At 71.2% G+C, this 15214-nt stretch carries 11 protein-coding genes; 3 read left to right on the plus strand and 8 right to left on the minus strand.

The features are described 5' to 3' along the window. Positions 1 to 9 precede the first annotated feature (9 nt). From dxs to dut, 6 genes are all read right to left on the minus strand, one after another. Positions 10 to 1947: a 1-deoxy-D-xylulose-5-phosphate synthase gene (dxs, locus tag ACR9ZG_RS05960; RefSeq protein ID WP_481283909.1), complete on the minus strand. Its 1938-nt coding sequence runs from the start codon at positions 1945 to 1947 to the stop codon at positions 10 to 12. Between the two features lie 83 nt (positions 1948 to 2030). Next, a complete protein-coding gene (gene acnA, locus ACR9ZG_RS05965; protein ID WP_481283910.1) occupies positions 2031 to 4841 on the minus strand; it encodes an aconitate hydratase AcnA in 2811 nt (936 codons plus the stop codon). Between the two features lie 140 nt (positions 4842 to 4981). After that, positions 4982 to 7357 carry an HAD-IC family P-type ATPase gene (locus tag ACR9ZG_RS05970; protein ID WP_481283911.1) on the minus strand — a complete coding sequence of 792 codons (2376 nt, stop codon included), beginning with the start codon at positions 7355 to 7357 and terminating at the stop codon, positions 4982 to 4984. A gap of 25 nt (positions 7358 to 7382) precedes the next feature. Next, the gene (locus ACR9ZG_RS05975; RefSeq protein WP_481283912.1) at positions 7383 to 8156 is read right to left on the minus strand and encodes a DUF3159 domain-containing protein; all 774 of its coding nucleotides are present in this window, start codon (positions 8154 to 8156) and stop codon (positions 7383 to 7385) included. Positions 8157 to 8164: 8 nt separating this feature from the next. After that, entirely contained in the window at positions 8165 to 8839 is a 675-nt protein-coding gene (locus ACR9ZG_RS05980; protein ID WP_481283913.1) for a DUF3710 domain-containing protein, read from the minus strand. Further along, positions 8836 to 9294 (minus strand): dUTP diphosphatase, encoded by a 459-nt coding sequence (gene dut / locus ACR9ZG_RS05985; RefSeq protein ID WP_301208253.1) that lies wholly within the window; start codon positions 9292 to 9294, stop codon positions 8836 to 8838. Before dut ends, ACR9ZG_RS05980 begins: the two co-directional genes overlap by 4 nt. Before the next feature lie 39 nt (positions 9295 to 9333). On the opposite strand from dut, the gene ACR9ZG_RS05990 reads away from it, so the two are divergent. Beyond that, a complete protein-coding gene (locus ACR9ZG_RS05990) occupies positions 9334 to 9780 on the plus strand; it encodes a DUF3093 domain-containing protein (RefSeq protein WP_481283914.1) in 447 nt (148 codons plus the stop codon). A 32-nt stretch (positions 9781 to 9812) separates the two neighbouring features. Here ACR9ZG_RS05990 and ACR9ZG_RS05995 read toward each other — a convergent pair whose 3' ends face one another. Next, complete coding sequence (locus tag ACR9ZG_RS05995) at positions 9813 to 10106, minus strand: DUF4193 domain-containing protein (protein ID WP_026307201.1); 294 nt, start codon at positions 10104 to 10106, stop codon at positions 9813 to 9815. Between the two features lie 204 nt (positions 10107 to 10310). Here ACR9ZG_RS05995 and sepH point away from each other — a divergent pair, with 204 nt between their 5' ends. Next, positions 10311 to 11480, plus strand: coding sequence for a septation protein SepH (gene sepH / locus ACR9ZG_RS06000; protein ID WP_481283915.1), 1170 nt, complete (start codon positions 10311 to 10313; stop codon positions 11478 to 11480). Positions 11481 to 11487: 7 nt separating this feature from the next. On the opposite strand, the gene ACR9ZG_RS06005 is transcribed toward sepH, so the two are convergent. Continuing rightward, positions 11488 to 12618, minus strand: a complete 1131-nt coding sequence (locus ACR9ZG_RS06005) for an alkaline phosphatase family protein (RefSeq protein ID WP_481283916.1) — start codon at positions 12616 to 12618, stop codon at positions 11488 to 11490. Between the two features lie 66 nt (positions 12619 to 12684). Between ACR9ZG_RS06005 and ACR9ZG_RS06010 the strand changes: the two genes are divergently transcribed. Further along, positions 12685 to 15159, plus strand: a complete 2475-nt coding sequence (locus tag ACR9ZG_RS06010) for a DNA gyrase/topoisomerase IV subunit A (RefSeq protein ID WP_481283917.1) — start codon at positions 12685 to 12687, stop codon at positions 15157 to 15159. The last annotated feature ends 55 nt before the right edge of the window (positions 15160 to 15214 follow it).

A 15214-nucleotide genomic window follows, 5' to 3' on the forward strand; every position in this document is an offset into this window, starting at 1 on the left:
GCGTGCGGGCTAGGCGTCGAGGTTGCGCCGGCTGAGCTCCTCCTCGGGCAGCGGACGCGCGATCGGCACCCGGCTCCCCAGCACCTGCGCGACGAGGTCGCGGGCGATCTTCTGCGGCGTGAGCCCGGCCTCCTCGAGGATCTCCTCGCGGGTGGCGTGGTCGATGAACGCGTCGGGCAGCCCCAGCTCGTCCACCGCGGTGTCGATGCCGGCCTCGCGGAGGTCCTGGCGCACGCGGGTGCCGATGCCGCCGACCCGGATGCCGTCCTCCAGCGTCACCACGATGCGGTGCTCTGCGGCGAGGTCGAGGATGCTGCGCGGCACGGGAACGACCCAGCGCGGGTCGACCACCGTGGCGCCGATCCCCTGCGCCGCGAGCCGGTCGGCGACCGTCAGCCCCAGCTCGGCCATCGGGCCGACCGCGACGAGCAGGACGTCCTTCGAGTCGCCCTCGCGCAGCACGTCGACGCCGTCGTCGAGCCGGCGCACCGCGTCGATGTCGGGCTGCACGTTGCCCTTCGGGAAGCGCAGCACGGTGGGGGCGTCGTCGACCGCCACGGCCTCCGCCAGCTCCTCGCGGAACCGCGTGCCGTCGCGCGGCGCTGCCAGCCGGATGTTCGGCACGACCTGGAGGATGGCGAGGTCCCAGATGCCGTGGTGGCTGGGCCCGTCCGGGCCGGTGACGCCGGCGCGGTCGAGCACGAACGTCACGCCCGCCTTGTGCAGGCCCACATCCATCAGCACCTGGTCGAAGGCGCGGTTCATGAAGGTGGCGTAGATCGCGACCACCGGGTGGAGGCCGCCGAATGCGAGCCCCGCCGCGCTCGTGACCGCGTGCTGCTCGGCGATGCCGACGTCGTGCACCCGGTCCGGGAAGCGCTCGGCGAACTTGTGCAGGCCGGTCGGCCGCAGCATCGCGGCCGTGATGCCGACGAGCTTCGGGTTCTGCTCGGCCAGCGCGACGATCTCGTCCGCGAAGACGCCGGTCCAGCTCGGCTTGGAGGAGCTGCTCACCGGCTCCCCCGTCTCCGGGTCGATCTGCCCCACGGCGTGGAACTGGTCGGCGACGTCGCGCAGGGCGGGCTCGTAGCCGCGCCCCTTCTGCGTGATCGCGTGGACGATGACGGGCGCGCCGTAGTTCTTCGCCTGGCGCAGCGCCTCCTCCATCGCCGCGATGTCGTGGCCGTGGACGGGCCCGATGTACTTGATGTCGAGGTTCGAGTAGAGCGCCTCGTTGTTCGAGAACCGGCTCAGGAAGCCGTGCAGGCCGCCCCGCACCCCGCGGTAGAACGAGCGCCCCGGCGTGCCGAGCTTGTCGAACGCGCGGCGGCTCGTGAGGTACAGGCTGCGGTAGCCGCGGCGCGTCCGCACGGTGTTGAGGAAGCGCGCCATCCCGCCGATCGTGGGCGCGTACGAGCGCCCGTTGTCGTTGACGACGATGATCAGGCTGCGGTTGTTGTCGTCGCTGATGTTGTTGAGCGCCTCCCACGTCATCCCGCCGGTGAGGGCGCCGTCGCCCACCACCGCGACGACGTGGCGGTCGTTCTGGCCGGTCATCTCGAACGCGCGCGAGATGCCGTCGGCCCACGACAGGGACGAGGAGGCGTGCGAGCTCTCCACGATGTCGTGCTCGGACTCCGAGCGCTGCGGGTAGCCGGCGAGGCCGCCCTTCTGCCGCAGCTGCGAGAAGTCCTGGCGGCCGGTGAGCAGCTTGTGCACGTACGACTGGTGCCCGGTGTCGAAGACGACCGCGTCCCGCGGGGAGTCGAAGACGCGGTGGATCGCGATCGTCGTCTCGACGACGCCGAGGTTCGGCCCGAGGTGGCCGCCGGTCTTCGCGACGTTCGCCACGAGGAAGGCGCGCACCTCCGCCGCCAGCCGCTCGAGCTCCCGTTCCGTGAGCCGGTCGAGATCGCGCGGCCCGTGAATGGTCTCGAGGATGCTCATAGGTTCGAGTGTAGGCTCGCCCGACGCCGAGGAGGCTCGGAACCAGTCGATTCCGAGCCTCCTCGTGCCGTGCCGACGGTCGGTCAGACCAGGCTCCGCAGCACGTACTGCAGGATGCCGCCGTTGCGGTAGTAGTCGGCCTCACCGGGGGTGTCGATGCGGACGACCGCGTCGAACTCGACGGTCTGCTTGCCGGCGGGCGAGTGCTCGCTCGGCTCGGCGACGACGTGGACGGTCCTGGGCGTGCGGCCCTCGTTCAGCTCCTCCAGGCCCGTGATCGAAATGATCTCGGTGCCGTCGAGGCCGAGCGAGTCCGCCGACTCGCCGGCGGGGAACTGCAGCGGGACGACGCCCATGCCGATGAGGTTCGAGCGGTGGATGCGCTCGAAGCTCTCCGTGATCACCGCGCGGACGCCGAGAAGGCTGGTGCCCTTCGCCGCCCAGTCGCGCGACGAGCCGGAGCCGTACTCCTTGCCGCCGAGGACGACGAGCGGGATGCCCTGCGCCTGGTAGTTCTGCGACGCGTCGTAGATGAACGCCTGGGGACCCTCGGGCTGGGTGAAGTCGCGGGTGTAGCCGCCCTCCACGCCGTCCAGCAGCTGGTTCTTGAGCCGGATGTTCGCGAACGTGCCGCGGATCATCACCTCGTGGTTGCCGCGGCGCGAGCCGTAGGAGTTGAAGTCCTTGCGGTCGATGCCGTGCTCGGTGAGGTAGCGGCCGGCCGGGCTGTCCGCCTTGATGGAGCCGGCGGGCGAGATGTGGTCGGTGGTGACCGAGTCGCCGAGCTTGGCCATCACGCGGGCGCCGGTGATGTCGGTGACCGGGGTGGTCTCGAGCGTCATGCCGTCGAAGTACGGGGGCTTGCGCACGTAGGTCGACTTCTCGTCCCACTCGAACACCGAGCCGGTCGGGGTGGCGAGCGACTTCCAGCGCTCGTCGCCCTCGAAGACCGACGCGTACTGGTGAGTGAACATGCCCTCGTTGATCGAGGTGTCGATCGTCTCCTGCACCTCGGCGGCGTCCGGCCAGATGTCCTTGAGGAAGACGTCGTTGCCCTCGCTGTCCGTGCCGAGCGGGTCGACCTCGAAGTCGAAGTTCATCGAGCCGGCGAGCGCGTACGCGATGACCAGCGGCGGGCTGGCCAGGTAGTTCATCTTCACGTCGGGGTTGATCCGGCCCTCGAAGTTGCGGTTGCCCGAGAGCACCGCGGTGACCGCGAGGTCGTTCTGGTTGACCGCCTCGGAGATCTCGTCGAGCAGCGGGCCCGAGTTGCCGATGCAGGTGGTGCAGCCGTAGCCGACCGTGTAGAAGCCGAGGGCCTCGAGGTCCTTGGTGAGGCCCGCCTTCTCGTAGTAGTCGGTGACGACCTTCGAGCCCGGCGCCAGCGTGGTCTTGACCCACGGCTTGGCCTTGAGGCCCTTCTTCGCCGCGTTGCGGGCGAGCAGGCCGGCGGCGAGCATGACCGACGGGTTGGAGGTGTTGGTGCAGGAGGTGATCGCCGCGATCGCGACCGCGCCGTGGTCGAGCACGAAGTCCTCGCCGTTGGCCAGCTTGACCGGGGTGGGGCTCGAGGCCGTCTTCGGCGCGTGGCTGTGGTGCGTGTGGACGTGCGTGCTGTGGTCGTCCTCCGGCTGCAGCTCTCCGGGGTCGGAGGCCGGGAAGGACTCGGAGATCGTCAGGTCGACCAGGTCGTGCGAGATGTCGGCGTAGTCGACGAGGTCCTTCTCGAACTGGTCCTTCGCAACGCTCAGCTCGATGCGGTCCTGCGGGCGCTTCGGGCCGGCGATCGACGGGACGACCGTCGAGAGGTCGAGCTCGAGGTACTCGCTGAAGACCGGCTCGCTCTCCGGGTCATGCCACAGGCTCTGCGCCTTGGAGTACTCCTCGACCAGCTGCACCTGCTCCTCGCTGCGCCCGGTGAGGCGCAGGTAGTCGAGGGTGACCTCGTCGATCGGGAACATGGCGGCGGTGGAGCCGAACTCGGGGCTCATGTTGCCGATGGTGGCGCGGTTGGCGAGCGGGACCTCCGCGACGCCGGCGCCGTAGAACTCGACGAACTTGCCGACCACGCCGTGCTTGCGCAGCATCTGCGTGATGGTGAGCACGACGTCGGTCGCGGTCACGCCGGTCGGGATGGCGCCGGTCAGCTTGAAGCCGACGACCTTGGGGATGAGCATCGACACGGGCTGGCCGAGCATCGCGGCCTCGGCCTCGATGCCGCCGACGCCCCAGCCGAGCACGCCGAGGCCGTTGACCATCGTGGTGTGCGAGTCGGTGCCGACGCAGGTGTCCGGGTAGGCGAGAAGTTCGCCGCCGACCTCGCGGGTCATGGTGACGCGGGCCAGATACTCGATGTTGACCTGGTGCACGATGCCGGTCCCCGGCGGGACGACCTTGAAGTCGTCGAACGCGGTCTGGCCCCAGCGCAGGAACTGGTAGCGCTCGCCGTTGCGCTCGTACTCGATGTCGGTGTTGCGCTCGAGCGCGTCCGGCTGGCCGAACAGGTCGGCGATGACGGAGTGGTCGATGACCATCTCGGCCGGGGCCAGCGGGTTGATCTTCTTGGGGTCGCCGCCGAGCGCCGACACGGCCTCGCGCATGGTGGCGAGGTCGACGATGCACGGCACACCGGTGAAGTCCTGCATGATCACGCGCGCGGGCGTGAACTGGATCTCGGTGTTGGGCTCGGCCGCCGGGTCCCAGGAGCCGAGGGCACGGATGTGGTCGGCGGTGATGTTCGCGCCGTCCTCCGTGCGAAGCAGGTTCTCGAGCAGCACCTTGAGGCTGAACGGGAGCTTCCGGTAGCCGTCGACGGTGTCGATCCCGAAGATCGTGTAGTCCTTCGACCCGACCGTCAGGGTCCTCTTCGCACCGAAGCTGTTCACTGCAGACACAATGCCCTCTCCTTCATCGGCAGGCGATGTTCACGCACGCCTTGTTCATCTTCGTCGTCCGTCGAAGCGCGTTTCCAGCAAGGCAAGCCTAAGTCCTGCGGGCCGACATTTATCTTGACGTCAAGATAAAACTAGCACGCTCAGAGGCGGTCGAACACCAGGGCGCGCCGCTTCGCGAAGCGATAGAACGCCTCCACCCCCACCGCGCCGACGACGCCGACCAGGACGCCCCACGTCAGCTGCCACGACAGCGTCAGGTGCATCTCGAAGAACGACGCCGTGAACGGGATGACGCACACCAGCACGAAGGCGGCCGCGACCGCGCCCAGCAGCCCGATCCTGGCCCCGGTCAGCGGCCGGGTGAGCACCGCGAGGATCCACAGCGAGACCGTGAACAGCGCGACGGTCGTGACGCTCCGCGCCTCGTGCAGCGGCACCGAGCGGTACAGCGGGGCGTAGGCGACCACCGCTGCGAGCCCCGCGATGATCCCGGTCGGGATGGAGTACCGCAGCACCCGGTGCAGCACACCCGGCGTGTAGATGCGCTTGTTCGGAGCCAGCGCGAGGAAGAAGGAGGGGATGCCGATCGCCAACGTCGACACCAGGGTCAGCTGCCGCGGCAGGAACGGGAAGGGCCACAGCACGATCGCGCTCACCAGCGCGAGCAGGATGCCGTAGACCGTCTTCGCCAGGAAGATGTTGGAGACGCGCTCCACGTTCGCGATCACGCGCCGGCCGGAGGCCAGCACGTTCGGGAGCCGGTCGAACCGGTCGTCGAGCAGCACGAGCCGCGACACCGCCTTCGTCGCCGCGGTCGCGGTGCCCATCGCGATGCCGAGGTCCGCGTCCTTCACCGCCATCGCGTCGTTGACGCCGTCACCGGTCATGGCGACCGTCCGGCCCTGCTGCTGCAGCAGGCCGACGGCTGAGCGCTTCTGCTGAGGTGACACCCGCCCGAACACGCTGGCCGTCTCGAGGGCGCGCGCCAGCTCCTCGTCCGTGGTCAGCGTGGAGGCGTCCACCGCCTCCCCCTCGAGACCCAGCTCCTGCGCGATGGCCGCGACGGTCAGGGGATTGTCCCCCGACATCACGACGACGCGCACGGTCTGCTCGCCGAAGTAGCCGAGCGTCGCCGGCGCCTCCGCACGCAGCGTCTCGCCCAGCACCACCAGGCAGGCCGGTTCGAGGGCGACGCCCGTGAGCGGGACGTGGGTGCCCTCCGGCAGCGCGCCGACGGCGCGGGCCAGGGCGAGCGTCCTGCGGCCGGTCGCGGCGATCGCGGCAGCCCTGGCCGCCGCCTCGGGATGGTCGGCGAGCACGCGCTCCGGCGCGCCGAGCACCCAGGCGCTCTGTGCGCCGGCGTCCTCGATCACGACGCCGCTGTACTTCGTGGCCGAGCTGAACGGGATGCGGCGCAGCACCCGGTAGCCCTCCGCCCGAAACCGGCTGCTCAGGATGCCGGCCGTCGCGTTGCCCGCGTCGTCCGAGCCGAACGCCGCGAGCGCCACGTGCGCCTGCTGCTCCGGCACCGGCCCGGCCAGGGTCTCGGTCCGCTCCAGGACCAGCTCGCCCGTGGTCAGCGTTCCGGTCTTGTCGAGGCAGAGCACATCGACGCGGGCCAGCACCTCCACCGCCGCGAGCTCCTGCACCAGCACCTTGCGCGCGGCGAGCTGGATGGCCGCCACGCCGAACGCCAGACTCGTCAGCAGGACGAGCCCCTCGGGGATCATGCCGACCACCGCGGCGACCGCGTCGAGCAGCGCCCGCCGCCAGCGGTCGTCCACGAACAGCGCGGAGAAGCCTCCGTAGGCCAGCACGCGGCCGATCAGCGTCAGCAGGATGAGCGGGCCCAGCACCCACGAGAGGTAGACGAGGATGCGGTTGGTGGCCTCCCGCAGCTCCGAGCGGACCAGCGAGTGCCGCCGGATCTCGCCGGTGAGCCGCCCCGCGTACGAGTCGGCGCCGACCGCGGTGACCACCGCGTACCCGGTGCCGGCGACGACGTGCGAGCCGGAGAGCAGGCGCGCGCCCTCGTCGGCGAAGATCGGCTCCGACTCCCCCGTTAGCAGCGACTCGTCGACGGCGAGGCCGGTACTCTCGAGTACCACGGCGTCCGCCGGCAGCTGGTCGCCGGGGCGCAGCACCAGCAGGTCGTCGAGCACCACGTCGTCCAGCGCGACGGCCACGACCTCGCCGTCGCGGCGCACCCGGCTCTCGGGCGCGGCGAGCAGCGCCGCCCGGTCGAGGACCAGCTTGGCCCTGACCTCCTGCACGATCCCGATCAGGGCGTTCACGACCACAACGCCGAAGAAGAAGCCGTCGCGCAGATCGCCCAGCAGCACCACCGCGACGAAGCACGCGGTCAGGATGCCGTTGAACAGCGTGAAGATGTTCTCGCGCAGGATGTCGGCGAGCGATCGGGAGGTCGGCTGGCGCTGGGCGTTCACGCGCCCGTCGGCGCGCCGCTCGGCCACCTGCGCGCCGGTGAGCCCCTCCCTCGTGCGCGCGTCGAGCATCCCCGTCTCCCCCGGTCCCGCGCCGCTAACCCTGCGCGGGATTCTGACCGGCGGGGCGCTGCCCGGCGGCCGGTTTCTGCGGGAACTGCCCGCGCACGACGAAGTAGGTGATCAGCAGGAGGGGCGCGTAGAGCGGCACGCCCATCAGCAGCTTGGCCAGGCCGAGCGCGCTCGTCGCCTCCGGCGTGTGGGCGAGGTAAAGCGGGACCTGGACCAGCAGACGGGCGGCGAAGAGCAGGAACCAGAGGAACGTCAGCGCCTGCATGACGCGGAATTTCGACCGCACGGAGCGCCAGGCGAGGCCGTCGCCCATCAGGTAGCCGGCCGCCAGGCCGATCAGCGGCCAGCGCACCAGGATCGAGATCAGGAGGGCGGCGCCGTAAGCGACGTTGGTCCAGATCCCGAGCACGAAGTTGTCCTCGCCGCGGCCCGTGATGAGCGCCAGGATCGCCGAGGCGCCGACGCCGATGAGACCCGCGACGGCCTGGGTCACCGGGGTCTTGCCGATCACGCGGACCACGGTGAACACGATCGCGACGGCCACCGAGCACCCGATCGAGAGCGGCACATTCTGCGTGAAGGTGAACAGGATCAGGAAGACGAGGCCGGGGAGGATCGTCTCCAGCAGTCCGCGCACGCCGCCGAGCGCGCCGAGCAGCGCGGCGCCGGTGGGCGCGTCGGAGTCCGTCAGCTGGCCGAGACCGGACTTGCGCGCGGCCTTGGCGAGGTTCTCGCCGATGCCGGCGGCGACGGCGTCCGCGTCCTCGGGGCGCGGCTCCCGGCGATCCTGGTCGCTCATGCCGCGCCTCAGAGGGACGTGTAGGAGTCGGCGGCGCCGCCCGCGGTGGGCGCGGCGGGCATGCGGAGAGGGATGAGGTCGCGCGGGGGCATCGGGACCGAGCCGCGCACCACGACGATGCTGCGGAAGAGGTCCTCGACGAGCGCGGCGGCCTCCGGCTTCACGGCCGCGTCGCCCGCGATGACGCCGCGGAGGAACCAGCGCGGCCCGTCCACGCCGATGAACCGTGCGACGCGGGTCTCGCCCGGAGCGCCCTGCGGCGCGGCGACCGGGATCTCGGCGATCAGCTCGGGGCCGAAAACGCCGTCGCGCTCGGTGATGCGCCCACCCTGGCGCTGCACCTGCTCCGCGATCTGGCCCCGGATCTCGTGCCACAGGCCGGTGGAGCGCGGAGCGGCGAACGGCTGGACCTGCAGGGTCGAGCCCGCGTAGTCGAGCCCCACGGCGACGACCCGCTGAGTCTCCTCCTCGACCTCCAGGCGCAGGTGGAGGCCCTCGCGCGGGAGGATCTTCACGCCGCCCAGGTCGACGTACGGCCGGACCGGGTTGGCCTCGCTCTCGTCGAGCGGCCCCTCGGTCTCGCGGTCCTCGGGTGCCGACTTCTCGTCGGGCGCGCCCTGCTCGAGGTCGCCGTCCTGCTCGTGCTGCTCGAGCTCGGCCGGGTTCTCGGTGCTGTCGCTCACGCGTGGTCTCCTGACTGGGTGACGGTGTAGCCGGACGAGCCGAAGCCCGCTGTGCCGCGGTGGCTGTCCGGGAGGCTGTCGACGGGGATGAACCGGGCGCGCGTGACCGGCATGACGATCAGCTGGGCGATCCGGTCGCCGACGGCGATATCGTACGGCATCGACCTGTCCGTGTTGAGGACGGTCACGCGGATCTCGCCGCGGTAGCCGGCGTCGACCGTGCCCGGCGCGTTCACGATGGTGATCCCGTGCCGCATGGCCAATCCGCTGCGCGGGACGACGAACGCGGCGTAGCCCTCCGGCAGCGCGATCGACACGCCCGTCGGCACCGTGTGCCGCTCCCCCGGCCCCAGCGTCACCGCCTCCGCAGCGCACAGATCGGCCCCGGCGTCGCCGGGGTGGGCGTAGGCGGGGACCCGCTCGGCGATGATCGGGACGTCGACGGTATCGGTCACGTGTCGAGGGTAGTGCAGAAGTCTGGTCGAATAGGGAGCATGGACCTCTACCGCGAACGGCTCTGGGCGACCCCCTGGCTCTTCATCGCCACCCTGCTCGTCATCCCGGCCGTCATGCTCGTCTTCGCGCCCATCAACCTGACCGTCGGCGTGGTCCTCTCGCTCCTCTTCTATGCGGCGATCGTCGTCGCGCTGATCGTCTCCGCGCCGACGATCCGGGTGACGCGGGAGGAGCTGATCGCCGGCAACGCACGCATCCCGCTCGCCCTGATCGGGGAGCCGGCCGCCTACACCGGCGACGCCGCGACGCTGCAGCGCGGGCAGCGGCTCGACGCGCGCGCCTGGCTGCTCATCCGCGGCTGGATCACGCCCGTGGTCAAGGTTCCGGTCGACGACGCGCAGGACCCGACGCCCTACTGGCTCCTCTCAACAAGAAACCCGGACCAGCTGGTCCGGGTTCTCGGTGAGGCGCGCCCCTCTTCTTAAGAGGAGGGACATCGTCAGTGCGGTGCGTCGGCTCAGGCGGCGCACTCCACGCAGATCGGTCCGAGCTTCGTCTCGTGGTCGATCTGCGACCGGTGCTTCACCAGGAAGCAGTTCACGCAGGTGAACTCGTCAGCCTGGGGAGGCAGCACGACGACGTCGAGGTCGAGGTCCGACAGGTCGGCGCCGGGGAGCTCGTAGCCACCCGGGTTGTCCGCGTCCTCGACGTCCACGACACCGGACATCTTGTCCGGAACCCGCTCCTTGAGGGCCTCGATCGACTCGGAGTCGTCCTCGGTCTTCCGCGGTGCGTCGTAATCCGTTGCCATGCCCATCCACTTCTCGTACGTAACGGCCGATTCTCGCAATCGGCGGCCATAGTTTGCATCAATCGCCTGCGAATAGCAAAACCGTTCAGGAGGCTCTCAGTGCAGGCTCACCGTTCAACTTCCGGCACGCCCGCGCTATTCCCCTGACTCCCCCCGTTCTCGTGGCATCCTGGCCCGGTACGTACGAGCTCGGAAGGCATGCACATGCAGGATTTGAAGGTCATCGGGGTCGAGAACGGCGCGATCGTCGCCGTCGGCGACGACGGTGAGCGATTCCGCATCGCCGTCGATGAGACGCTGCAGTCGCGCATCCGCCAGGTGAGGCAGCAGGCCTCGACGGAGGCGCCGAAGCTGTCGCCGCGGGAGGTGCAGGCGCACATCCGCGCCGGCATGTCCGCCGAGGATGTGGCCGCGGTCACGGGAGCGCCGCTGGAGTACGTCCAGCGCTTCGAGGGCCCGATCATCGCCGAGCGCGAACACATCGTCGCCAGCGCCCTCAGCGTGCCCGTGCACACCGCCGTCGAGGTCGACCCGCTCGGCGAGCCGGACACCTTCGGCTCGGTCATCCGCGAGCGCCTCGCCTCGCTCGGCGTCGCCGGAGAGCGCTGGGCGAGCTGGAAGGACAGCGAGACCGGCTGGATCGTCAAGCTCGAGTTCACGGCCGACACCATCGAGCACGACGCCCGCTGGTCGTACGACGCCCGCAAGCACGCCCTCGCCCCGATCAATTCCGAGGCGACCACGCTCTCGCAGGCCGGCGAGCTCCGGGGCGGGGCGCTCATCCCCCGGCTCCGCGCGGTGCTGCCGCACGAGGGCGAGCCGGACACGTCCCGCTTCGACAGCGGTGCCTTCACCTTCCCCGAGCCCGCTGCCGACCTCCTCGGCCCCGAGATCACGCAGCCGATCGAGCCGCTGCACGGGCGCGCGAGCGCGAACAACTCGATCACCGTCTCCGCCATCAACCGCGCCGACGACGACAGCCCGCGCGGCACGCAGCACACCGCGGACCTGCTGGAGGCGCTCCGCCGCCGCCGCGGAGAGCGCGAGGCCGCGAGCTACGACGAGCCCCAGCCCGCGAAGCCGGAGCCGGAGCAGCACACGGAGCCGCTGACGCCACTGCCCTTCCGCCTGGTTGAGGAGTCGATCACGTTCGTCGAGGAGACGCCGGCGCCCGCTCCCGCGGCACCGCCCGCTCCCGCGGCACCGCCCGCTCCCGCGGCACCGCCCGCTCCCGCGGCACCGCCCGCCGACGAGGCGCCTGCCGGCACCTCGAACACCGGCCCCGCGCCGAGCGCCCGCAAGAAGGGCCGCGCCGCCATGCCGAGCTGGGACGAGATCGTCTTCGGCGCGCGCACCGACGACGACCTGGCCTGAGCCGCTCCTAGGCCGCCGCGCCGAACCGCAGCAGCGGGACCCTGGTCTCCTCCGGCGTGAGCGAGCCGTGCTGCCCGACCATGCCGCGCCCGGTGCGCTGCGGGTCGCGCCCGTCGTAGTACGCGATGCGCTTGCGGGCCGCCACGAGCACGTCGCCGATGCGGGGAGCGACCTCCGGCGCGACCGACGGCCCGAACCAGCCGGCGGCCACCGCCTCTGCCCGGGTCGCGACCCAGGCGCGCTCGCCCTCGGCGTCCCGCCAGCGCGCGGCGACGGCCTCCGCCGCGCCCTCCTCTGTATAGAGGTGCAGGAGGCGCGGCTCGCCCGCGATGTCGGCCACGCCCTCCAGCAGCTCCGGAGCGGTGTCGAACAGCACGTGACCGGACTCGGGGACGTCCACGACGCCGTGGTCCGCGGTCAGCAGGGCCGCCCGGCCCGGGCCGAGGCCGCGCGAGAACGCGTCGACCAGTCCGTCGAGCGTCTCGAGCGCCGTCGTCCAGTCCGCGGACTCCCAGCCGCGGGCGTGCGCCAGCTGGTCGAGCTCGGCCACATAGAGATAGGTGAGGCCGGGTCCGCCGGTGGCGGCCACCTCGGCGCCCAGCGCGAACCGGTCCGCCATCGTGCGCCCGCCCAGGAACTCGGCCCCGCGCAGGACGGCGGCCGTGAAGCCGGACTCGGCGTACTTCGCGAGCCCGATCGCGCGCGTGGCGACGCCCTCCTCCCTCGCCCGCTCGAACACCGTGCGCGAGCGCTGCCAGGTGGCCGGGACCATGAGGTCGTCCCAGCCGCTCAGCTGATTGGTGAGCCGGCCGGCGTCGTCGCGGACGCGGTAGCCGACCATCCCGTGCTCACCGGGGGTGGTGCCGGTGGTCAGCGTGGTGAGGGCGGCGGCCGTCGTCGTCGGGAATCCGGCGTCGATCGTCGTCGCCTTCCCGAGGAGCGGCGCGAGCGTGCGCGCGTGCCCGGACCTGGCCCGCAGCGCCGCCGCACCGAGGCCGTCCACCACGATCACGACGACGTGCTCCAGCGGCGGCAGGCCCAGCGCGTTCTCCTCGCCGCGCAGGGCGCCGAGCGAACTCGGCAGAACCGTGGCGAGGCTCGCTCTGGTCGTGAACGCGGCCGGTAGCATGGGGGACATCCGGCCCAGTCTGTCACAGCACGCCCCGTCCCGGATCGCCCCACCGACCCTCCCGAGAACACGCGAATGACACCAGCAGACGAGCAGGCCCCCGCGGGCACCACCGAGCGCATCGAAGACGTCGACGTCACGACCGAGATGCAGGGCTCCTTCCTCGAGTACGCCTACTCGGTCATCTACTCCCGGGCCCTGCCCGACGCGCGCGACGGCCTCAAGCCGGTGCAGCGCCGCATCCTCTACATGATGACCGAGATGGGACTGCGGCCGGACCGCGGCCACGTCAAGTCAGCACGCGTCACCGGCGAGGTGATGGGAAAGCTGCACCCGCACGGCGACAGCGCCATCTACGACGCGCTCGTACGCATGGCGCAGGACTTCACCCTGCGCGTGCCGCTGGTCGACGGGCACGGCAACTTCGGCTCCCTCGACGACGGCCCCGCCGCCGCCCGGTACACCGAGGCCCGCCTCGCCGCCGCCGCGCTCGCCCTCACCGAGGACCTCGACGAGGACGTCGTCGACTTCGTCCCCAACTACGACAACCAGCTGATGCAGCCGGATGTGCTGCCCGCCGCCTTCCCGAACCTCCTGGTCAACGGCGCGAGCGGCATCGCGGTCGGCATGGCGACCAACATGGCGCCGCACAACCTGGTGGAGGTCGTGGGCGCCGCCCGCCACCTGCTCGACAACCCCGACGCCACGCTCGACGACCTCATGGCCTATGTGCCGGGCCCTGACCTCCCGAGCGGCGGCACCATCGCCGGCCTCGCAGGCGTGCGCGACGCGTACGCGACCGGCCGCGGCAGCTTCCGGATGCGGGCGAAGGTCGCGGTCGAGTCGATCACCGCACGCAAGAGCGGCCTCGTCGTCACGGAGCTGCCATACGGCGTCGGCCCCGAGAAGGTCATCGAGAAGATCAAGGACGGCGTCAACGGCAAGAAGCTCAACGGCATCTCCGACGTCACCGACCTCTCCGACCGGCAGAACGGCCTCCGGCTCGTCATCGGCATCAAGACCGGCTTCAGCCCCGAGGCGGTGCTGGAGCAGCTCTACCGGCACACCCCGCTGGAGGAGGGCTTCGCGATCAACAACGTCGCCCTCGTCGAGGGCGGCCCGCAGACGCTCGGCCTGCGCGAGCTCCTCTCCGTCTACCTCGACCACCGCGTCAGCGTCGTCACCCGGCGCTCGCAGTTCCGCCTCGCCCGGCGCAAGGAGCGGCTGCACCTGGTGGAGGGGCTGCTCATCGCGATCCTCGACATCGACGAGGTCATCCAGGTCATCCGCAGCTCCGACGACACCGACGCGGCCCGCACGCGCCTGATGCAGGTGTTCGACCTCAGCACGCTGCAGGCCGACTACATCCTGGAGCTGCGGCTGCGCCGCCTCACGAAGTTCTCGCGCATCGAGCTCGAGACCGAGCGCGACCAGCTGAAGGCCGAGATCGCCGAGCTGGAGGAGATCCTCTCCAGCCGGCAGCGGATCAACCAGCTGGTGTCGGACGAGCTGGAGCAGGTGGCCGTGCGCTTCGGCACGCCGCGCCGCACCCTCCTCACCGAGGCGAAGCCGTCGATCGCGACCGCGGGGCGCGGCAAGGCGCAGGTGCAGCTGGAGGTCGCGGACGTCCCCTGCCGCGTGTACCTGTCGACCACGGGCCGGATCCTCCGCGTCGACGCCGGCGCTGGCGAGGACGCCGGCCTCGACCGCATCCAACCGCCCGCCCGCCGCAGCAAGCACGACGCGATCCTCTCGCAGCTCGACACCACGAGCCGCGCCGAGATCGGGGCCGTGACGAGCAAGGGCCGGCTGCTGCGTTTCTCCCCCGTCGACCTCCCCGCCGCGCCGCTCAACTCCATCCAGCTGGGCGCCGGCGTGAAGATCGCCGACTACCTCGCCCTCGCCGACAAGAAGGAGCGCATCCTGGCGCTCGTGTCGCTGGAGGCGCAGCGCAGCATCGCGCTCGGCACCCGGCAGGGCGTCGTGAAGCGGGTCGTCCCCGGCGACTGGGCGAACAAGCCGGAGTTCGAGGTCATCGCCCTCAAGGCCGGCGACGAGGTCGTCGGCGCGCTGCAGGGCGACGACACGGACGAGCTGGTGTTCGTCACGAGCGACGCGCAGCTCCTCCGCTTCCCCGCCTCCTCGGTGCGCCCGCAGGGCCGCGCGGCGGGCGGCATGGCCGGCATCAACCTCGGGGCCGACGCGCACGTCGTGTTCTTCGGCGCGGTGGCCGCCGGACAGAAGGAGGAGGCGGTCGTCGTGACGATCGCCGCGAGCGACGCGACCCTCCCCGGCGCGGACCCCGGCAGCGGCAAGGTGAGCGACTTCGCCGAGTTCCCCGCCAAGGGACGCGCGACCGGCGGCGTCCGAGCCCAGCGCTTCCTGAAGGGCGAGAGCGAGCTGGTCCTCGCCTGGGCGGGCCCCGCCCCCGCTCACGCGGTCGCCCCGGACGGCGTCGCCCGCGTCCTCCCCGAGGGCGGCGCCCGCCGCGACGCCTCCGGCACCCCGCTCGACATGGTGGTCGGCTCGATCGGCCGCCGGATCGGCTGAGGCGTTTCATCCACTTGACGCAACACGCCGCCTGACCTGTCTCTTATACACATCT

This window comes from Leifsonia sp. KNZ12-8B (genome assembly GCF_056755495.1).

Coding starts and splice junctions, on each gene's coding strand:
- dxs (WP_481283909.1), bottom strand. CDS start 1,947: ATGAGCATCCTCGAGACCATTCACGGGCCGCGCGATCTCGACCGGCTC.
- ACR9ZG_RS05970 (WP_481283911.1), bottom strand. CDS start 7,357: ATGCTCGACGCGCGCACGAGGGAGGGGCTCACCGGCGCGCAGGTGGCC.
- ACR9ZG_RS05975 (WP_481283912.1), bottom strand. CDS start 8,156: ATGAGCGACCAGGATCGCCGGGAGCCGCGCCCCGAGGACGCGGACGCC.
- ACR9ZG_RS05990 (WP_481283914.1), top strand. CDS start 9,334: ATGGACCTCTACCGCGAACGGCTCTGGGCGACCCCCTGGCTCTTCATC.
- ACR9ZG_RS05995 (WP_026307201.1), bottom strand. CDS start 10,106: ATGGCAACGGATTACGACGCACCGCGGAAGACCGAGGACGACTCCGAG.
- sepH (WP_481283915.1), top strand. CDS start 10,311: ATGCAGGATTTGAAGGTCATCGGGGTCGAGAACGGCGCGATCGTCGCC.
- ACR9ZG_RS06005 (WP_481283916.1), bottom strand. CDS start 12,618: ATGTCCCCCATGCTACCGGCCGCGTTCACGACCAGAGCGAGCCTCGCC.
- ACR9ZG_RS06010 (WP_481283917.1), top strand. CDS start 12,685: ATGACACCAGCAGACGAGCAGGCCCCCGCGGGCACCACCGAGCGCATC.